Raw genomic sequence first — 20,345 nt, 5'->3', positions numbered from 1 at the left:
GACGCGGAAAGTCGTCGAAGAACCGGACATTTATAATGCTCGCTTACCTCGACGCCTCTTTCCCATGCCCGACCTGCTCGCGAATCTGAATCCCGAACAACTCGCCGCCGTGACGCTCCCGGACGAGCCCGCGCTCATTCTCGCGGGCGCCGGCAGCGGCAAGACGCGCGTGCTCATCACGCGCATCGCGTGGCTGATCCAGCAGGGCTACGCGTCGCCGCCGACCGTGCTCGCCGTCACCTTCACGAACAAGGCCGCGCGCGAGATGATGGCGCGCCTGTCCGCGCTGCTGCCCATCGATACGCGCGGCATGTGGATCGGCACGTTTCACGGCTTGTGCAACCGCATGCTGCGCGCGCATTACCGCGACGCCGGCCTGCCGCAGACATTCCAGATTCTCGACACGGCCGACCAGCTGTCCGCGATCAAGCGGCTGATGAAAGGCCTGAACGTCGACGACGAGAAGTATCCGGCGAAGAATCTGCAGTACTTCATCAACAACGCGAAGGAGCAGGGCCTGCGTCCGAAAGACGTCGACGCCACCGATGCGTTCAATCGCAAGTTCGTCGAGCTTTACGAAGCCTACGATCAGCAATGCCAGCGCGAAGGCGTCGTCGATTTTCCCGAGCTGCTGCTGCGCTGTTATGAACTCCTCGCGCACAATCCGCCGCTGCGCGCGCATTATCAGGCGCGCTTTCGCAACATTCTCGTCGACGAGTTTCAGGACACGAACAAGCTGCAGTACGCGTGGCTCAAGCTGCTCGCGGGCGAGCACAACGCGATCTTCGCGGTCGGCGACGACGACCAGTCGATCTACGCGTTCCGCGGCGCGAACGTCGGCAACATGCACGATTTCGAGCGCGAATTCCGCGTGCGCAATCTCATCAAGCTGGAGCAGAACTATCGCTCGCACGGCCATATTCTCGATACCGCGAACTATCTGATCGCCAACAACGCCAACCGGCTCGGCAAGAATCTGCGCACCGACGCGGGACACGGCGAGCCGGTGCGCGTCTACGAGGCCGCAACGGATTCGCAGGAAGCGGGCTGGATCGTCGAGGAAATCAAGGCGCTCATCAATACGGGCGTGTCGCGCGGCGAGGTCGCGGTGCTTTATCGCAGCAACGCGCAGTCGCGGACCATCGAACATACGCTCGTGAACGCGGGCATTCCGTATCGCGTGTATGGCGGTCTGCGCTTCTTCGAGCGGCAGGAAGTGAAGCATGCGCTCGCGTATTTGCGTCTCATCGACAATCCGAACGACGACACCGCGTTCGCGCGCGTCGTCAATTTCCCGACGCGCGGGATCGGTGCGCGCTCCATCGAGCAAGTGGCCGACGCGGCGCGTCTCTACAACTGTTCGATGGCCGCCGCCGTGCCGTACGTCACCGGCAAGGCGGGCACGAGCCTCGGCGCATTCGCGACGCTCATCGCGAAAATGCGCGCCGAAACGCAGCAGATGAGCCTGCCGGAAACCGTCGAATACGTCGTGCGCGCGAGCGGTCTCGCCGCGTTCTACGAAACCGAGCGAGAGGGCCAGGATCGGCTCGAGAATTTGCAGGAACTCGTGAATGCGGCGGCGGCGTTCGTCAGCGAGGAAGGCTACGGGCTCGATACGCCCGCGCGCTCCATTCCGCTGCGTCCGGGCGCGTCGGCGCTGCCGGAGATCGTCAGCGAGGACGGCGAGATCGAAGTGCTCGATGCGCCCGGCATCGCCGATCCCGCGCAGAATCCCGACACGATGACGCCGCTCGCCGGCTTCCTGTCGCACGCATCGCTCGAAGCCGGCGACAACCAGGCGCAGGCCGGCCAGGACGCCGTGCAACTGATGACCGTGCACGCGGCCAAGGGCCTCGAATTCACGGCGGTGTTCATCACCGGGCTGGAAGAGGGCTTGTTCCCGCACGAGAACAGCGCGCAGGAATCGGACGGGCTGGAGGAAGAGCGGCGTCTCATGTACGTGGCGATCACGCGCGCGAAAGAGCGGCTTTATCTGTCGTTCGCGCAGAGCCGCATGCTGCACGGCCAGACGCGCTACAACATCCGTTCGCGTTTCTTCGACGAATTGCCCGAAGGCTCGCTCAAGTGGCTCACGCCGAAGATGGAGGCGGGCGCGCGCTGGGGCGGACGCGCCGACAACGCCGGCTGGGGCCGCGACTGGTTTGCGCGTCCCGGACAGGAGCGCGGCGGTTCTTCCGGCTATGCGCGGGATCAGGGCGCCAGCGCGGCATTGCCGTCGTTCGCCAACGAGCAGCGCGCGGCGGAATCCGGCTTCAAGGTCGGCCAGGCCGTGTTCCATACGAAGTTCGGCGAAGGCACCGTGACCGCGCTGGAAGGCTCGGGCGGCGACGCGCGCGCGCAAGTGCGCTTCAAGCGCCACGGCGAAAAGTGGCTCGCGCTGGCCGTGGCGAAACTGCAGGCCGTCGAATGAAGACGAAGCGGCTCGGCATCATGGCGGCGCTGCCGCAGGAACTGGGTGACCTCATCGCGCAGATGCGCTCGGCAGGCGAAGTTCGCACCGTGACGCTCGGCCAGCGCGAGTATTACGTCGGCGACGCGCATGGGCTGCCGGCCGTCGTCACGCTCGCGCGCATCGGCAAGGTGGCGGCGGCCGCGACCGCGAGCGCGCTCATCCATGTGTTCGAAACCGACGCGATCGTCTTCACAGGCGTCGCGGGCGGCGTGCGGGCGGACGTGCAAGTGGGCGATGTCGTCATCGCCGATGCTTTGCTGCAGCATGATCTCGACGCATCGCCGCTCTTTCCGCGCTACGAAGTGCCGCTGCTCGACCGCGCGCGCTTCGACGCCGATCGCGCGCTTTCCGATGCGCTCGCCGCAGCCGCCGATGCGTTCATCGCCGACGAGGGCGGTACGCTGACGGAGCGCTTCGCCGTCGCCGGGCCGCGCGTGCATCGCGGGCTGATCGTGAGCGGCGATCGCTTCATCGCGAGCCACGACGCGCTCTTCGGCTTGCGCGACGCGCTGCCCGACGCGCTCGCGGTCGAAATGGAAGGCGCGGCCATCGCGCAGGTCTGCTACGAGCACGGCGTGCCGTGCGCGGTCGTGCGGACCATTTCCGATGCGGCGGACGCCGCCGCGCCGCTATCGTTCACCGAATTTCTGACGTCGATCGCCGCGACTTACTCGTCGGGCATTTTGTCGCGCTTTCTCCGCGCTGCCGGCTGATCGAGCGCCGAATCCCACGCGGACGCGGCTTTCCACGGGCCGCGCATCGTCGAAAATCCTGCTTGTAGTTGAGAATGATTCTCAATACAATGACTCGCACACCGTGAGGCAGACACAGGAGGCCCGACGACATGACCAACGATTTCACCGCCATCGGCACGATGGGCGAAGCGCGCCCGGCGTCCGAAAGCGGCGAGCGGGGCGAGCGTTGCGCTGTTTCGGCGAACGCCGCGAAGGTGCTCGAAACCACGCGCCGCGCGTGGACGGAGGCGACGGCGCAGGCGGCGCAGGCGGCGCAGGAGTTGGCTCGCCGCGCGCCACGCGCCACGCAGCCCAAGAAACGCGTGGTGCCGCGGCGTTCCCGCTGGCCGTCGCTCGTCGCCGCGCTCAACCACTGGAGTCCGAAACCGCTGTGAACGCCGCCGACCTCGCACCGAAATCCATCGAACTCGACGAGCGTCTTTTCGACGCGAGCCGATTCCCGCTCGTGCGCCTGCGTCCGCGCGCCGTGAAACCGGGCTATGCGTTCGCATGGGGCGCGCAGATGCGCCGTCTCGTGTCCCTCGCGACGCCTTTCGTTCTCGTGGCCGAGCACGACGCAAACGAAACCGCCGACGACGCCCGTCTGCGCGCCGCGTGGATGCGCACGCATCGCGCGATGCTGGCCGCGTACTGCCGCGGCCTGATCCTGATCGAACCGCGCATCGAGGCGCGCGCGAGCACGCGAGAAACGCTGCGCGCATTGACGGACGGATGCGGCGTACGAACGGTCGTCGTGTCGAGCATGCGCGTCGCGGGCGAGCTTGCGCCGGTGCTGCTCAAGCACACCGCGTCCGAGGGCCGCGCCTCAGCCCGAACCCGGGCGCTCTGACGCGCCGGATCGATCAGGGCGCGCCCGGTCTGGCGCGGGTTGGACGGCTGCTCTATGCTCAGGGCTCAGCCAACGCCGCTTTGCAGAGGACGCGCATGCCGACTTACCGAGAAGCGTATCGACGGTCGATCGACGAGCCCGAAGCGTTCTGGGCCGAACAGGCCCGTCGCATTCACTGGCAGACGCCGTTCGAGCGGGTGCTCGACCGCAGCAAGCCGCCGTTCGCGCGGTGGTTCGTCGGCGGCAAGACCAATCTGTGCCATAACGCCGTCGACCGGCATCTCGCGTCGCGTGCGCAACAGGACGCGCTCGTCTACGTATCGACGGAAACGGGCATCGAGCGCCGCTACACCTACGCCGAGCTGCACGCGGAAGTGAACCGCATGGCAGCCGTCATGCGCTCGCTGCACGTGAAGAAGGGCGATCGCGTGCTCATCTATCTGCCGATGATTCCCGAAGCGCTCTTCGCGATGCTCGCGTGCGCGCGCATCGGCGCGATCCACTCGGTCGTGTTCGGCGGCTTCGCGGCGCCGAATCTCGCGGCGCGCATCGACGATGCCGAGCCTGCGCTCATCGTCACCGCCGATGCCGGCGCGCGCGCGGGCAAGGTGATCGACTACACGCCGCTCGTCGACGAAGCGCTCTCGCGCGCCGAATACAAGGTGCCGCAAGTGCTCTTGATCGACCGGCAACTCGCGCCCGAGCGCTTGCAGGCGAGTTATCTCGTCGCGTACGAACCGCTGCGCGAGCAATTTTTCGACGCGCACGTGCCGTGCGAATGGCTCGAATCGAACGAGCCGTCGTACGTGCTCTACACGTCCGGCACGACGGGCAGGCCGAAGGGCGTGCAACGCGATGTCGGCGGTTACGCGGTCGCGCTCGCCGCATCGATGGAGCACATCTTTCAGGGCGCGCCGGGCGACACGATGTTCACCGCATCGGACATCGGCTGGGTCGTGGGGCACAGCTACATCATTTATGCGCCGCTGATCGCCGGCCTCACGACCGTGATGTACGAAGGCACGCCGATTCGTCCCGACGGCGGCATCTGGTGGCGGCTCGTCCAGCAGTACAAGATCAATCTGATGTTCACCGCGCCGACCGCGATCCGCGTGCTGAAGAAGCAGGATCCGGCGCTGATGGAGAAATACGATCTGTCGAGCCTGCGCACGCTGTTTCTCGCGGGCGAGCCGCTCGACGAGCCGACTGCGCACTGGATCCAGAGCGCGTTGAAAAAGCCCGTCATCGACAATTACTGGCAGACGGAAACCGGCTGGCCGATGATCGCGATTCCGCGCGGCATCGAAGAATTGCCGTCGAAGCTCGGCTCGCCGGGCGTACCGTCGATGGGCTTCAATCTCACGCTGCGCAACGAAGCGACCGGCGATGCCTGCGCGCCCGGCGAGAAGGGCGTCGTCACGCTGGCGTATCCGCTGCCGCCGGGCTGCATGCAGACGGTGTGGCGCGACGACCAGCGCTTCGTCGACACGTACTGGAAGAGCGTGCCGAATCAGATGGTCTATTCGACCTTCGACTGGGGTGTGCAGGACGAGGACGGCTACGTGTCGATCCTCGGCCGCACCGACGATGTCATCAACGTGGCGGGGCATCGGCTCGGCACGCGCGAGATCGAAGAGGCGTTGTCGGCGCATCCGGCGGTCGCGGAGGTCGCGGTGGTCGGCATCGCCGATTCCGTGAAGGGGCAGGCGGCCGCGGCGTTCGTCGTGCTGCGCGATGCGGATCGCATCAATGCGCCGGGCGCGCGCGAGGGCATGGAAGCGGAGTTGTGTCACGCGGTGGATTCGCAGCTCGGCGCGATCGCGCGTCCGGCGCGCGTGCATTTCGTGACGATGCTGCCGAAGACGCGTTCGGGGAAGCTGCTGCGACGCGCGATCGCGGCGTTGGCGGAAGGGCGCGATCCGGGCGAGCTGCCGACGATCGAGGATCCGGGCGCGTTGATGCAGGTGAGGGAGGCGTTGGGAAACTGAGCGCCCAAAACACAACGGGCACGCGGTCCGGCGTGCCCGTTGTGATCGTCATCGCGTGCGCTCAGGCCTTCGCCTTCCCCTCATGCGTCTTCGGCAACAACACCGTCAACACGCCCAGCAACGGCAGGAACGCGCAAACCTTGTACACATAATCGATGCTGGTCGCATCCGCGAGATGCCCGAGCACCGCCGCGCCCACGCCGCCCATGCCGAACGCGAATCCGAAGAACAAGCCCGCGACCATCCCGACCTTGCCCGGAATCAGTTCCTGCGCATACACGAGAATCGCCGAGAACGCCGATGCCAGCACGAGCCCGATGATCACCGACAGCACGCCCGTCCAGAACAGGTTCGCGTAAGGCATCAAGAGCGTGAACGGCGCGACGCCGAGAATCGACACCCAGATCACCGCCTTGCGCCCGACCTTGTCGCCGACCGGACCGCCGATGATCGTGCCCGCCGCCACCGCCGCGAGGAACACGAACAGATGGATCTGCGCGGCCTGCACCGAGATGCCGAACTTGCTGATCAGATAGAACGTGAAGTAACTCGTGATGCTCGCCAGATAGAAGTACTTCGAGAACACGAGCAGCACGAGCACGCTCATCGCCATGACGACCTTGTTGCGCGGCAGCGTCGCGTGCGCGGTCTGCGCGCGGCCCTTCTTCGTCGCCGGATGACGCTTGTACCAGCGGCCGATATTCGCCAGCACGAACATCGCGACGAGCGCGGCCACCGAGAACCACGCGATGCTCTTTTGCCCGTGCGGGATGACGATCAGCGCGGCGAGCAAGGGACCCAACGACGAACCCGCGTTGCCGCCGACCTGAAAGAGCGACTGCGCGAGACCGTGCTTGCCGCCCGACGCCATGCGCGCCACCCGCGACGATTCCGGATGAAACACCGACGATCCGCAGCCGACCAGCGCCGCCGCGATCAAGAGCGTGCCGAAGCTGCCCGCGACCGACATCAGCAAGAGACCCGACAGCGTGAAGCCCATGCCGACCGGAAGCGAATACGGCTTCGGATGCTTGTCCGTGTACAGGCCGACGAGCGGTTGCAGCAGCGAAGCCGTCACCTGATACACGAGCGTGATGAGGCCGATCTGTCCGAACGTGAGCGCGAATTCGCTCTTGAACATTGGATAGATCGCCAGAATCAGCGACTGGATCATGTCGTTCAAAAGGTGCGAAAAGCTGATCGCGCCCAGAACGGAATAAACGGTGCGTTGCGCGCCCGCTGATGTCGCGGCGGAAGCGTTTGCAGAAGCGTTGGCGGAAGCGCCGGCCGATGCGCCGGAAGGCGACAAAGCGCCCTTGTCGATGCTCGTTTGCATAGTGATGGCTTGTGAAAGCAGGAAAGCGTCTCGGAATCGATCTTTTGTCAGTGCGACATTTATGCGCAGACTGAATTTCTGACAAGTGTAGGCTGTCCCCGACGCGTTGTCCTGCCAAGCTTTGTCGCGAATCGGACAGGATCGGCAGCGAATCAAGCTGCGATTTCGTCGCACGCAAGGTTTTTTGGCCGGTTATAAGAAGCGACGGCGGAGCGAACGAACGTGCGCTCCTGCTAAAAAAAGGCTCAAGAAAGCCCGCAAACCTGCCGTATTCCCGGCAGGGATCAGACCAGGACACGCCTCACGACGGCCAAGTCCAAAGAACAAATTCGGGGATTCGATCGATGAAACTGTTTTCGCTACGCGGCGCAAAAGACGCGGGCTTCATGGCGCATGACGAAGCGAAGCGCACGCTATCAGTCAAGGCATCGCTCAGGCTGGCTTTCGGACTCGTGCTCGCGGGCACGCTCGTCATCGGCGCAATTTCGCTCACGCAGATCAGCCGTCTGAACGGCGCGACCGAATCCATCTACACGCAAGGCTACGTCGCGAGCCGCGCGGCCGAGGAAACGCGCGGCTATCTGCTGCGCGCGAGCCGGTCGCAGAAGATGCTGCTCACCGCGAGCACGGCGAAAGAGCGCGACGATCTCGGCGCGCAGATCGAGCAATCGCTCGCCGAAATCGGACGTGAACAGGCGCAGCTCGCGCAATACATCGATCACGCCGACAAGGACGCGCTCGCGCAGCAAAAGAACTTCTCGATCGCGCTCGGCAAGTGGGCCGAGAATCTGCGGACGTTCGTGAAGCTCGTGAAGGAGCAACCGCTCGATCTCTCGCAGATGAACTGGCAAGTCGGCATGCAGGACGTGTCGCTGCTCGTCGAAACGGGCAAGCTCGAAAAGATGGTCGATGAACTCGTCGCGCGCCGCGGCGCCGCAGCCAAGGCGACGATCGAATCCGCCGCGTTCATCTTCCATTCGTCGTTCGTGATGGTGTCGGTGCTGACGCTCGCGTTGTTCGCGCTCGCGATCGTCGTCTCCGAATGGGTCGTGCGGCGTCTCGCCGGCCAGCTCGGCGGCGAGCCCGGTTATGCGAAGGACATCGCGCGTCGCATCGCATCGGGCGATCTCGCGTATCCGGTCAAGCTCAAGCGTCGCGACGACGCGTCGATGCTTCACGCGCTCTCCGAAATGCAGGCGGGACTGTCGTCGACCGTCGGCGATATCGCGGCGAGCGCGGAGGCGATCGCTTCGGCATCGAGCGAGATTTCAACGGGCAACGTCGACTTGTCGCGCCGTACCGAGGAGCAGGCCGTCGCGCTGGAAAAAACCGCGGCCAGCATGGAGCAGCTCACGTCGACGGTGCGTCAGAACGCCGACAATGCGAAGCAGGCGAGCACGCTCGCGGCGAGCGCGTCGGAGATCGCGGAGAAGGGCGGCGCGGTCGTGGGCCGCGTCGTCGAAACGATGCAGCGCATCGATGCGAGCGCGAAGAGCATCGGCGACATCATCGGCGTGATCGAGGGCATCGCGTTCCAGACCAACATCCTCGCGCTGAACGCGGCGGTCGAAGCGGCGCGCGCGGGCGAGCAGGGACGCGGCTTCGCGGTCGTCGCGGGCGAGGTGCGCAGTCTCGCGCAGCGTTCGTCGTCGGCGGCGAAGGAGATCAAAGGGCTCATCGATACATCGGTGTCGCGCGTGTCGGACGGCTCGACCTACGCGCAGGAAGCGGGCGCCACGATGGAGGAAGTCGTCAAGGCCGTGCGCCGCGTGACGGACATCATGGGCGAGATCTCGGCGGCATCGGCGGAGCAGAAGACGGGCATCGAGTCGATCGGCGAGGCCGTCACGAAGATGGACGCGAACACGCAGCAGAACGCCGCGCTCGTCGAACAGGCGGCGGCCGCCGCGCAATCGCTCGACGATCAGGCGCGCGCGCTCAAGTCGCTCGTCGGAAAATTCCAGTTGGCCTGACGCAAGGCTTGAGGATAGAATCGCGGACGGGCGCGGCAGGGCGCCCGGTCTCGCGAAAGTCTTACGCACCTGCCGTGCAGCACCTCAACTTTGGATCGAACCGCAACGTCGAACCTTTATAGCCGCAGCGAGAACGGCGCAACAAAGGAACAACGTCATGTGGTCTACATCCTGTCCGATCTCTTCTTCCGTTTCCAATAGCGACTATCTGCGCGAACATGCGCGGCGTCTGCTTCGTCACGCCCGCGACGGCGATACGAGCGCGTCGATGCCCGTTCTGCGCCGCCTGCTCGCGGCGAACGTCACGCGCGCGGAACGCCTCGCCGATCTGCACGCGATGCGCGACGATCTGCAACTGAAGCATCTGCTTTCGATGCTCGCCGTCGAACTCGGCTACCCAGGCTGGGACGCGTGCAAATCCCACATCGACGAACAGCCGGACGCGGCGATCGACCGCTATCGGCTCGACGCCGGCGCGTTCAACGACTACGAGAAGAACTGGTTTGCGAACGAATCGGAAGCACGCGAATGGCAGCGCGCGCACGGCGGCTATATCGTGCGATACGGCGAGCAGGCCGTGGCGATTCTGAAGCGGGAATAAGGCGGAGGAAGGGGTCTGCGCGCAAGAAGGAAGCCGCTCAGATGAGCTCGACTTCCTTCCAGTTCGCGCTAAAGAAAAAACGGCTCAGCTCCTTCGTGAGCTCGTTCAGTGCGCTCATCTCGGCGGGCGAGATCTTGCGCACGTGTTGCGGCGAGGTCCAGTCGCCGTAGATCAGCGCGACGGTCGTATCGTTCGATTTCACCGGCAGCACGACGAACGCCTGCGCTTCGCCGAGCGTCTCCTTGTACCAGCGCGGCAGGCGGGCGTCGATGCGCGCGTCGTGCGCGTTCTCGATGAAGATGCCCACCGGATTGCTGATCGCGAGATGAAACACGTCGGGCCGGAACTCCGCCGAGAAGCGCAGTTTCGGCAACATCGGCTCGACGCCCGCGCCGAGGCCGAGACGCGCGTGGAATTCGTTGTTGGCCTGGCGCACGAACACCACGGTGCGCGACAGATGCAGGCTGCCGAGTATCGATTCCGACGCGAGCGCGAGCGCCGGCGCGAGCGCATTCTTCGACGGCAACGAGCGCAAGTCCGCGACGCTCGCGCCGATGCGCGCCTCCGCCGATACGTTCGCGCGCGCCATGGCATCGGCGTTGGCCTGCAGCTCGGAGATCTCGCGCATCACGCCGTCGCTCGCTTCTTCGTTCGCGAGCGCGAGGCTCATCGACGTGAGCGTGTCGGCGTCGGTGTTGAGCGGTCCGGTGTAGCGGTTCGCGATATCGAAGAGCACCGATTCGCGGCCGTCCGCGGCCACGTTTTGCGCCGTGAGCGCGTCCGCGACTTCGGTCGAATAGTTGGAGATCGCGCGCAGCCAGCGAACGTGCTTCGGCACGGTTTCATCGACGGGCGCGTTCGGATCGGTCGCGCGCATGCCTTCGCGAATCGTCTCGGGCAGACGCCAGCGGTCCGCCGCTTCGAGGCCGATCTCGTCGAAGGTGACGCCGAGCAGCGCGGCACAGGCGGCGCTGTCGGGGATGTTTTCCGAAGCGGCCTTGCGGCGCAACTGATCCCACTCGTGTTCGAGATAGAACGCGACGAGCAGCTTGCCGATCTGCCGCATCAGCGTGCAGACGACCGCTTCCTCCGCGGAGCGCAAGTCCTTGTGCTCGGTGAGCTGCCGCGCGACCGCGCCCGAGAGCAGGGTGCGGTTCAGTTCGAGCTTCGCGTCGATACGGCGCGGCGCGCTCTGATGGAAGTGGTCGACGAGCTTCAACCCGACGACGAGATGACCGACGGCGTCCATGCCGAGCACCATCAACGCGCGCGTGACGGTGGTGATGTTGCCGCCGAACGCGATGTACATCGCCGAGTTGGCGAGCCGCAGCACCTTCTGCGTGAGGCCGACGTCCGACAGCACGACTTGCACGAGGGACGTGAAGTCGAGGTCGTCATCGCTCATTGCGGACACAGTCGAGCGCAGCGCCTGAGACAGCATGGGGAAATCCCCGCGCTCGCTCATGCGCGACCACAGCTTGTCCAGTAGTTCGGCCTTGGTGCGTGCCATTGCAAAAAATAAGAACTCGTTCGTTACGCGACGGCTAACCCGAGGCGGTCCTGCAATCCAGCACCCAACAACGAAATGTACACGTTATTAGGGAGTTACGGCGCGTGCTTCGATTAAAACACGAACAATCGTCCGTTCATAATGTCTCGTGCAATACGAGCGAATGCGACTGGAACGAGCGCGCCAGCTCGTCCGACGGCAACGCATGGCTGATGAGCCAGCCCTGAATATGGTCGCATCCGAGGTCCGCGAGCAAATCCCGCTGCGCCTCGGTTTCGACGCCTTCGGCCACCAGCTCCAGTCCGAGCGATTGCGCCAGCCCGACCACCGCGCTCACGATCGCGCGATTGTTTCGGGACGTAATCAGGTTCTCGACAAAGCTGCGGTCGATCTTGAGCTTCGAGAGCGGAAAACGTTGCAAATAGGCGAGGCTCGAATAGCCGGTGCCGAAATCGTCGACGGCGAAGCGGATGCCGATCGTCGTCAGCGTTTCGAGCAGGCGCGTCGCTTCCTCCGGATCGTGCATCAAAAGGCTTTCGGTGATCTCGAACACGAGCCGCCGCGCGTCGATGCCGGTGAGCGCGAGCGCTTCCTTCACTGCGGCGGTGAATCGTTTGTCGCGGAACTGCTGCGGCGACACGTTCACCGACACGTAATCGAGCCGGATGCCGATCGCGTCCCACTGCACGATCTGCATGCACGCGGCCTTCAGCACCCAGTTGCCCAGATAATTGATGAGGCCGATGGATTCCGCGAGCGGAATGAACGTCGACGGCGGCACGAGCCCGTGCACCGGATGATTCCAGCGCATCAGCGCTTCCACGCCGACCACCGCGCCCGTGCGGATCTTCGTGATCGGCTGGAAGTAGAGCGAGAACTCACCGTTGCGCACGGCTTCGTACAGGTCCGCTTCGAGCTTGAGGCGCTCGGCGTCGGCGGGGTTGTCGTCGATCGTGTGGAAGACGAGCGCATTGCCGCCCGATTCCTTCGCCTGCGCGAGCGCCTGATCGGCCATGCGCAAGAGGTTGGTCTGCGCTTCGCTTTTCGCGAGCCTGCCCGCCTGATCCGGATACAGCGCGACGCCCACGCTCGCCGACAAATGCGTGTGCTGCCCGCGATGCCGGTAGGGCTGCGCGATCGCGGTGAGCAAGCGCCGCCCGAGACTTTCGGCGAGTTCCGCCGTGGTGCCGGGCGGCAGCAGCACGGCGAATTCGTCGCCGGCCACGCGCGCGACGCGCTCGCCGTGTCCCGCCGTATGCTGGATGCGCCGCGCGGTTTCGCGCAGCAGCTCGTCGCCGGCGTCGTAGCCGAGCGCGCGGTTGATGCGCTGATAATCGTCGATGTCGAGCAGCACGAGTCCCGCGTGCGTGCGCGTGAGTTCGGCTTCGTCCTGCGCCGCAACGATCGCGGCCTTCAGGGCGATGAGATTGTCGAGGCCCGTCAGCGCATCGTGATTGATCGTATGCACGAGCGCCGCTTCGCGCTCGCGCCAGTGCGTCACGTCGAAGGCGGCGAGCGCGAAGCCGGGCATGCCGCGCGCGGCCGTCGACACGAGCCGCAACTCGACGCAGATCGGATAGGTGAGCGACTTCACGACCGTCAGCGTCGCCGATTCGAGCTTGCCGCTCACGCGCGCCCGCGCGACGAGCTCATGCAGCTCGTCGGCTTCCTCGGATGCGACGAGATCGTGCAGCGTCAGCATGCTCAGATAATCGCGGTGATAGCCGATGAACTCGATGCTCGCATCCGATACATACTGGAAGCGCAGCGCGTCGTCGAGCTGGGCGAGGAAGTCGACCGCCCCGAGCGTGGCCTCGGACGCGTCGGTCAGGGCATTCGCGACGGCGGCGACGGGCGCATCCGGCGCGCCGGCCTTAGGCGATGTCGCGGGCGCGGGCGGCTCCCCGGCGCTCTCGGGATGCCGCTCGCGCGCGGCGCTTCCCCATGCGCGAGAGAGCGCATCGAGCGCGATGCGCCACGGTGCGCGGCGGGAGACGTTGATCCGGTTCGCTTGCATGGTCTCGTTGGTTTCTGGCGGCTGCGCCTGCTGTTTCGGCCAGGCGGCGGCGCGCGGAACACGCGCCTCGCGGGTTCCGGCCGGGACGTGCCGCAATGAGGCGCGACACGCTCTATCAGGCGAGTTATCGGCGCGATCGGGGATTTCTTTAACCGGCGGCGCGGATGCGGCGGGCGCATCGCGGCATCAAGAATGTCCAGTTATTGTCGATATGAGGTTTCATATTATCTCGTCAGGAGAATTCGGTTACAGTGGCGCGTTTGCGGCCGGGAACCCGTTCTCTCGTCGGTGTGCCGCCGGACGCAGGGCTTTCGCCGTGCTGTTGACCATCAGAATTCCGTTCGACTCGTTCGCCCCATGATCGAATCCACCAAGCGGCCGGCCTGTGCCATAGCCAAGGCCATCGAGCCGGCCATCACGCAACGCTTCACGGCGCCGCCGCGCGCATCCGACCGGTCCGCGCCATGCCCGATTCTTCCCTGAAGCGCGCGGCATCGGCGCGGCGCGGGCAAAGCGTCTACGTCGGGCGTCAGCCGATCCTCGACGGCGAAGGCGCGCTCGTCGCCTACGAACTGCTCTTTCGCGACAGCCCCGACAATCGCGCCCGCATCCACGACGACGTGCAGGCGACCGCGCATGTCGTCGCGCGCACGATCGGCGAAATGGGCGTGCCGGCGGTGCTCGGGCCGCATCCCGGTTACGTGAACATGAACCGCGAGCTGCTGTTCGACGACATCGTCCACATCATGCAGCCCGAGCGTTTCGTGCTGGAGCTGCTGGAAAGCATCACGTTCGACGAGTCGCTATTCAAACGCTGCGCGCAGTTGCGCAACGCGGGCTTTCGCTTCGCGCTCGACGACGTCGTGAAGCTCGACGACGCGCTGCACGCCGCGCTGCCGACCGTCGATATCGTCAAGGTCGATTTCCTCGCCGCGGACGATCGGCATCTGCCGCTACTCGCTGCGGAGGTGAAGCGGCGCGGCAAGCTGCTCGTGGCGGAAAAGATCGAGACGTTCGACGATCTGACGCGCGCCAAACGTCTCGGCTTCGATCTCTTTCAGGGCTATTTCTTCGCGCGGCCGCAGGTGCTTTCGGCGCGGCGCGAGAGCCCGGCGCGCGGCTCGCTCCTGCGCCTCATGGCCGTGCTCGCCGGCGAGCCGGGCCTGCGCGAGCTGGAAGCGGAACTGAAGCGCAATCCGGATATCGTCGTGCAGCTGATGCGTCTCGCGAATTCGAGTGCGCAGACGCGCGGGCGGCGCGTGTCGTCGTTGCGCGAGGCGATCGCCGCGACCGGCACGCGCCAGTTGATGCGCTGGGCGCAGCTGCTGCTTTACGCGGACGGCAGCGGTTTGCCGTGGCGCTCGGATCCGCTGCTGCAACTCGTCGGCACGCGCGCGCGCTTCCTGGAGCTCGCGGCCGAAAAGCTGCGTCCCGCCGACGAAGCCTTCTCCGACGCCGCGTTCATGACCGGCATCTTCTCGCTCGTGCATGTCGTGCTGAACATGCAGCCCGTGGAAATTCTCGATAAGCTCCATCTGGCGGCCGAAATCCGCACGGCCATTCTCGCGGGCGAAGGCTTGCTCGGCGCGCTGCTCGGCATCGCGCGGGCTGCCGAGCGGGGCGATGCGCCCGCCATCGACGCGAGCCGGCACGCGCAGCCATCGCTCGACGTGCTCACGCCCGCGGTGCTCGCTAAACTGCAATTCGAAGCGGCGGCGTGGTTCGCGCAACACCGGATGGATCAGGGCGAGGACGACGCATAGCCGGCGTCTTTGCATGAACGAGGTCTTCGAAAGGAGCGCGCATGAAAAGATTTTCCGGTATGAAAGCGGCTGCTGTTCTGGCGATGGCCGCGGCCGCGGCCGTTTATCCGCTCGTCGCAGGCGCGACGCTCAAGCCCGGGGATGCCGCGCCCGACTTCACCGCGCAGGCGTCGCTCGGCGGCAACGTGTACGACTATTCGCTCGCCGATGCCCTCAAGAAAGGCCCGGTCGTGCTGTACTTCTATCCGGCGGCGTTCACGAAGGGCTGCACGATCGAGGCGCATGAGTTCGCGGAAGCGGTCGATCAGTACAAGGCCGAAGGCGCGACGGTCATCGGCGTGTCGCACGACAACATCGATACGTTGAAGAAGTTTTCGGTGAGCGAATGCCGCAGCAAGTTTCCGGTCGCGGCGGACGAAAACTCGAAGATCATCAAGTCCTACGACGCCTCCATGCCGATGAAAAGCACGATGGCCAAGCGCGTGTCCTACGTGATCGCGCCCGACGGCCGCGTCATCTACGAATACACGAGCCTGTCGCCGGACCAGCACGTCGCCAACACGCTGCAGGCGCTGCGCGACTGGAACGCGAAGCACAAGGCGCAGTGATACGCTGCGGTCTCATCGATTGAGCGTGCGGGAGGCGCGATGCCCATCGTCGTCGGACTGATCGTCTTAGGATTGCTGATTTACGGCGCGATATGGTCGTTCGACGCGCTACACGCGCACTTCGGCCTCGGCGTCGCGGTGGCGGTTGCGATCGTCGTGCTGGCGATCATCGCGGCGGGCGTGATGCGCTGGCTCGCGAGCCGCCGCGAGATCGCGCCGAATCTGCGCAAAGGCGAACACGGCGACTGGACCCACGAACTCAAATCCGACTGGGGCGGCGTGCGGGTCGCGGCGGGCAAGCGTCTGTGCGATGTGCGCGTCGGCGACGAGCGCGGCAGCTATATCTTCGCGGACCTGCGCGGCGCGCGCATGCGGCAGGCGAATGGAACGAACGGCGCGTGGCAGGTCGTGCTCGACGTGCGGGACGCGAAGCACGGCGAATGGACGCTGCCGATGCGCGATCGCGGCGAGGCGCACAAATGGGCGCGCATCCTGTCGCTCGCCACGCAGCAGAAGCTCTGACTATTCCGCGTGATAACCCATGTCGCCGCGTACCTTGCCGCGGAACACCCAGTACGACCAGATCACGTAGATCATCAGGACGGGCAGCAGAAACATCGTCCCGATCAGCAGAAACTGATGCGACAAGGGCGCGGCGGACGCATCCCAGAGCGTGACCGAAGGCGGCGCGATGAACGGCCACAGGCTGATGACGAGCCCCGTGAACGCGAGAAAGAAGAGCCCGATCGAGCACAGGAACGGCAGCACGTCGCGGTCTTTCGCGAGGCTCGACCAGAGCGTCCACGCGAGCAGCACGGTGAGCACAGGCACCGGCGCGAAGGCGAGACTGTCGGGGAAGGCAAACCAGCGCGCGGCAATGCGCGCGTCCTTGAGCGGCGTCCACAGGCTGATGAGCAGAATGAACGCGATCACGCCGATGAGCGCATAGCGCGCCATCTTGCGGCTCCAGTCCTGCAGTTCGCCTTCGGTCTTGAGCACGAGCCACGTCGTGCCTTGCAGCGCATAGCCGAAGATCAGCCCTACGCCGACGAGCAACGGAAACGGCGCGACCCAGTTCCAGCTCGTGCCGGCGTAGACGCGGCCTTCGATCGGGAAGCCCTGGATGAACATGCCGAGCACGATGCCCTGCGAGAACGTCGCGACGAGCGAGCCGCAGCCGAACGCCCCGTCCCACAGCCATTTGCGCGCGCCGGTCACTTCGCGGAATTCGAACGCGACGCCGCGAAAGATCAGCCCGAGCAGCATGAAGAGAATCGGGAAATAAACGGCCGGCACGATGATCGCGAACGCGAGCGGAAACACCGCGAACAATCCGCCGCCGCCGAGAATGAGCCAGGTCTCGTTGAAGTCCCAGACGGGCGCGACGGAGTTGATCATCAGATTGCGCGATTCGGCGTCGCGGCGCAGCAGAAAAACCATGCCTACGCCGAGATCGAAGCCGTCGAGCAGCACATACATGAACACCGCCAGCGCGAGAATGGCGGCCCACAGCGGCACGAGATCGAGCATCGCGTTCTCCGGTTCGTTGCTTATTTGCGTCCGCGGCCGGGCGGCACGATGTCGTCCTCGCTCACGCGGGGCGTCGCGCCGTTCGCGCCCGCCGATACCGCCGACAGCGGACGCGCCGCGCGCGCCTTCGTATCGAGTTCGTCCTTTTCGTGCGCATGGCCGACTTCGGCCGGCCCGACGCGCACCAGCCGCCGCAGTAGGAACAAACCCGCGCCGAAGATCACGAGATAGGCGAGCACATAGAGCAGCCACGAGAGACCGACATCGGCGGCGGTGAGCGAGGGCGTCACCGAATCCTTCGTGCGCAGGATGCCGTAGACCGTCCACGGCTGACGGCCGGCCTCGGTCGTCGTCCAGCCGGCGATCACCGCGATGAAGCCGAGCGGCATCGCCCACGTCGCCGCGCGCAGCCAGCGCGTGCTCGTCTCGATGCGCCCGCGCGCGAACTGCACGATGCCCCACAGCACGAGCGCGAACATCAGCAGCGCGATGCCGACCATGATGTGAAACGCGAAGAACACGACCGCGACGGGCGGCCGGTCCTCGCGCGGAAAGTCCTTGAGGCCGCGCACGTAGCCGTTGGGGTCGTGCGTGAGATAAATGCTGCCGAGCACCGGAATCGAGATTTCGAAGTGATTGCGTTCCTCGTCCTGATCGGGAATCGAGAAGAGATTGGCTGGAACGCGCGTGCCGGATTCCCAGAGCGCTTCCATCGCCGCGAGCTTGGCCGGCTGATGCTTGAGCGTGTTGAGTCCATGCGCGTCGCCGATCACCATCTGCACCGGCACCATGATGATGAGAAAGATCAGCGACATCTTCACCATCACGCGGCTTTCCTCGAGCGCGCGGCGCTGGCGCAGATACATCGCGCCGACGCCGAGAATCACGAAGCCGGCCGTCACGAGAAACGCGCTCACCGTGTGCCCGAGCCGGTACGGAAACGACGGCGTGAAGATCACGTCGAAGAAGCTCACCACTTCGAAGCGGCCGTCCGGCAGCACGCGGTGGCCTTGCGGCGTCTGCATCCAGCTATTGACGGCGAGAATCCAGAACGACGAGATCACGGTGCCCGCCGCGACGAAAATCGCCGACATCACATGCGCCCACTGCGGCACGAGCTTGCGCCCGAAGAGCAGCACGCCGAGAAACGCCGATTCGAGGAAGAACGCCGTCAGCACTTCGTAGCCCATCAGCGGGCCGACGACGTTCGCGGTCGCATCCGAAAAACGGCTCCAGTTGGTGCCGAACTGAAACGGCATCACGATGCCCGACACCACGCCCATGCCGAACGACACCGCGAAAATTTTCAGCCAGAACGCCGACAGGCGACGATAGACGTCGCGCTTCGTGATCCACCAGTTGAATTCGAGCGTCGCGATGAAGCACGACAGACCGACCGTGAAGGCCGGCAACAGAATGTGAAAGGCGACGACCCACGCGAACTGGAAGCGGGAGAGCAGGACCGAGTCGACATCCATGAACGCTCCTTGTTCAGGCTTTTTGCAGCGGATGTGTCGAAAGGCGCGCCTCGCGCGGGCGCTTTTCTCCTTAATAGCATGGTTTCAAGGAGCGCGACCACACGCCGCGCGGCGAAGCGCCGCGTGCGCGTGCCGCGAATGCACCCGTTTGGTACAATCTTCGGCTTTCGCGCCTAAGCCATGCGGACGACCGCATGCGCATCGTTTCGTCGGGGACGGCCCCATTTTTCAAGGGAGTCGCTCGATGTCCTGGATTCTTCTTTTCGTCGCCGGTCTGCTGGAAGTCGCCTGGGCGGCCGGTCTCAAATCGTCCGAAGGCTTCACCCGGCTCGGACCGTCCGTCTTTACCGTCATCACCGCGCTCGGCAGCTTCGTCCTGCTCGCGATGGCCATGAAGCAACTGCCGCTCGGCACGGCCTACGCCGTTTGGACGGGCATCGGCGCGGTCGGCGCGTTCGTCTTCGGAATCGTGTTCATGGGCGAAGCGCTGTCGGCGGCGCGCATCCTGAGCGCGGTGCTGATCGTCGCCGGGCTGATCGGGCTCAAGCTCTCGTCAGGACACTGAGGGCGCCGGGAACGCCAATCGCTTGAACCGTGCTGCACCGCGCGTATTTGCGTGGATATAATGGTTCGAGGTCATCCGCATTTGTCTGAGCGCAACGTTTTGCGCTTTTTCATCCTATCTTCGCGGATGTAGGCGGCTTCTTCCGGCATCTGCCGCAAAGACCGCTCTTTTCAGTCGGCAAATCGTCCCGTAGCGGCGAACGCCGGCGGCAGGCAGCATTCAGGGAGACGGCAATGCTTGAGTCACTTTCGCTCGCAGCGGGCCTGTCATGGGCGAGCGGGCTGCGCCTGTATCTCACTGTTTTCATCGCCGGCATGTTCCAGCGCATGGGAATCGTTCACCTGCCGGATTCGCTTGCGGTGCTCGGCTCGCCGTGGGTGATCGGCGTCGCGGGCGTGCTCGCGGTCGTCGAATTTCTCGCCGATAAAATTCCCGCCTTCGATTCCCTGTGGGACGCGGTGCACACGTTCATCCGCATTCCGGCGGGCGCGGTGCTCGCCGCCGGCTCCCTCGGCCACGCCGATCCCGCCATGCTCACCATCGCCGCGCTCGCGGGCGGCACGCTCGCCGGTGCATCGCATTTCGCGAAGGCGGGCACGCGGGCGCTCATCAATCTGTCGCCGGAGCCGGTGTCGAACTGGGCGGCGTCGGCGACCGAGGATGTCGGCGCGGTCACCGGCATCGCGCTCGCGCTCTTCGTGCCGCTGCTGTTTCTCGTGCTGCTTCTCGCGTTTCTGGTGCTGGCGGGCTGGGCGCTGCCGAGGCTCGCGCGCGGCGTGCACGGCGGGGTGTCGCGCATGGCCAAGCACATGCTGCCGAGCTCGGAACATCGGATGAACCGGCTGCGGAGCAAGCACGATTGAGCACCGCATTCAGGAACGATCAGGCCGCACGTAAGGCAGGACATTCGCATCCGCAC

Annotated in this window: 17 protein-coding genes; 12 read left to right on the top strand and 5 right to left on the bottom strand. The window is 65.2% G+C overall.

The features are described 5' to 3' along the window. Positions 1-64: 64 nt before the first annotated feature. The 5 genes from QCE49_RS08760 to QCE49_RS08740 all read left to right on the top strand — a co-directional run bounded on the left by QCE49_RS08760 (position 65) and on the right by QCE49_RS08740 (position 6,045). Positions 65-2,431 carry a UvrD-helicase domain-containing protein gene (locus QCE49_RS08760; RefSeq protein WP_008341949.1) on the top strand — a complete coding sequence of 789 codons (2,367 nt, stop codon included), beginning with the start codon at positions 65-67 and terminating at the stop codon, positions 2,429-2,431. Beyond that, the gene (locus QCE49_RS08755) at positions 2,428-3,186 is read left to right on the top strand and encodes a 5'-methylthioadenosine/adenosylhomocysteine nucleosidase (protein ID WP_250458362.1); all 759 of its coding nucleotides are present in this window, start codon (positions 2,428-2,430) and stop codon (positions 3,184-3,186) included. The genes QCE49_RS08760 and QCE49_RS08755 overlap by 4 nt, the downstream gene beginning before the upstream one ends. Before the next feature lie 131 nt (positions 3,187-3,317). Beyond that, positions 3,318-3,602: a hypothetical protein gene (locus QCE49_RS08750; protein WP_250458361.1), complete on the top strand. Its 285-nt coding sequence runs from the start codon at positions 3,318-3,320 to the stop codon at positions 3,600-3,602. Further along, positions 3,599-4,057 carry a hypothetical protein gene (locus tag QCE49_RS08745; RefSeq protein WP_034473027.1) on the top strand — a complete coding sequence of 153 codons (459 nt, stop codon included), beginning with the start codon at positions 3,599-3,601 and terminating at the stop codon, positions 4,055-4,057. The genes QCE49_RS08750 and QCE49_RS08745 overlap by 4 nt, the downstream gene beginning before the upstream one ends. A 95-nt stretch (positions 4,058-4,152) precedes the next feature. Continuing rightward, a complete protein-coding gene (locus tag QCE49_RS08740; protein WP_034473029.1) occupies positions 4,153-6,045 on the top strand; it encodes a propionate--CoA ligase in 1,893 nt (630 codons plus the stop codon). A 61-nt stretch (positions 6,046-6,106) separates the two neighbouring features. On the opposite strand, the gene QCE49_RS08735 is transcribed toward QCE49_RS08740, so the two are convergent. Next, the gene (locus QCE49_RS08735; protein ID WP_008341940.1) at positions 6,107-7,381 is read right to left on the bottom strand and encodes an MFS transporter; all 1,275 of its coding nucleotides are present in this window, start codon (positions 7,379-7,381) and stop codon (positions 6,107-6,109) included. A 344-nt stretch (positions 7,382-7,725) separates the two neighbouring features. On the opposite strand from QCE49_RS08735, the gene QCE49_RS08730 reads away from it, so the two are divergent. Beyond that, positions 7,726-9,354: a methyl-accepting chemotaxis protein gene (locus QCE49_RS08730; protein ID WP_008341939.1), complete on the top strand. Its 1,629-nt coding sequence runs from the start codon at positions 7,726-7,728 to the stop codon at positions 9,352-9,354. Positions 9,355-9,511: 157 nt separating this feature from the next. Then, positions 9,512-9,955, top strand: a complete 444-nt coding sequence (locus QCE49_RS08725) for a hypothetical protein (RefSeq protein ID WP_250458360.1) — start codon at positions 9,512-9,514, stop codon at positions 9,953-9,955. Between the two features lie 37 nt (positions 9,956-9,992). Here QCE49_RS08725 and QCE49_RS08720 read toward each other — a convergent pair whose 3' ends face one another. Both QCE49_RS08720 and QCE49_RS08715 read right to left on the bottom strand, forming a co-directional pair. Continuing rightward, the gene (locus QCE49_RS08720) at positions 9,993-11,465 is read right to left on the bottom strand and encodes an HDOD domain-containing protein (RefSeq protein WP_008341937.1); all 1,473 of its coding nucleotides are present in this window, start codon (positions 11,463-11,465) and stop codon (positions 9,993-9,995) included. Between the two features lie 136 nt (positions 11,466-11,601). Then, positions 11,602-13,482, bottom strand: coding sequence for a bifunctional diguanylate cyclase/phosphodiesterase (locus QCE49_RS08715; protein WP_250458359.1), 1,881 nt, complete (start codon positions 13,480-13,482; stop codon positions 11,602-11,604). 464 nt (positions 13,483-13,946) lie between these two features. Here QCE49_RS08715 and QCE49_RS08710 point away from each other — a divergent pair, with 464 nt between their 5' ends. Genes QCE49_RS08710 through QCE49_RS08700 form a run of 3 tightly spaced genes read left to right on the top strand, consistent with a single transcriptional unit; the run spans position 13,947 to position 16,375 of the window. Continuing rightward, positions 13,947-15,245, top strand: coding sequence for an EAL and HDOD domain-containing protein (locus QCE49_RS08710; protein WP_008341935.1), 1,299 nt, complete (start codon positions 13,947-13,949; stop codon positions 15,243-15,245). Positions 15,246-15,286: 41 nt separating this feature from the next. Beyond that, on the top strand, positions 15,287-15,853 hold the full coding sequence (locus QCE49_RS08705; RefSeq protein WP_008341934.1) for a peroxiredoxin: 567 nt from the start codon (positions 15,287-15,289) through the stop codon (positions 15,851-15,853). A gap of 39 nt (positions 15,854-15,892) precedes the next feature. Continuing rightward, positions 15,893-16,375, top strand: a complete 483-nt coding sequence (locus QCE49_RS08700) for a hypothetical protein (protein WP_034473033.1) — start codon at positions 15,893-15,895, stop codon at positions 16,373-16,375. On the opposite strand, the gene cydB is transcribed toward QCE49_RS08700, so the two are convergent. Next, positions 16,376-17,383, bottom strand: coding sequence for a cytochrome d ubiquinol oxidase subunit II (gene cydB / locus QCE49_RS08695; RefSeq protein ID WP_034473035.1), 1,008 nt, complete (start codon positions 17,381-17,383; stop codon positions 16,376-16,378). A gap of 20 nt (positions 17,384-17,403) precedes the next feature. After that, complete coding sequence (locus QCE49_RS08690) at positions 17,404-18,861, bottom strand: cytochrome ubiquinol oxidase subunit I (RefSeq protein WP_244807443.1); 1,458 nt, start codon at positions 18,859-18,861, stop codon at positions 17,404-17,406. Between the two features lie 244 nt (positions 18,862-19,105). Here QCE49_RS08690 and sugE point away from each other — a divergent pair, with 244 nt between their 5' ends. Both sugE and QCE49_RS08680 read left to right on the top strand, forming a co-directional pair. Then, on the top strand, positions 19,106-19,426 hold the full coding sequence (gene sugE / locus QCE49_RS08685) for a quaternary ammonium compound efflux SMR transporter SugE (RefSeq protein WP_008341930.1): 321 nt from the start codon (positions 19,106-19,108) through the stop codon (positions 19,424-19,426). A gap of 233 nt (positions 19,427-19,659) precedes the next feature. Further along, positions 19,660-20,289 (top strand): DUF4126 domain-containing protein, encoded by a 630-nt coding sequence (locus QCE49_RS08680; protein ID WP_008341929.1) that lies wholly within the window; start codon positions 19,660-19,662, stop codon positions 20,287-20,289. Positions 20,290-20,345 lie beyond the last annotated feature (56 nt).

This window comes from Caballeronia sp. LZ008 (assembly GCF_031451435.1).
GTDB lineage: Bacteria > Pseudomonadota > Gammaproteobacteria > Burkholderiales > Burkholderiaceae > Caballeronia > Caballeronia zhejiangensis.
Note: the sequence above shows the minus strand (reverse complement) of the source record. Positions and strands in the feature narration are given on the sequence as shown.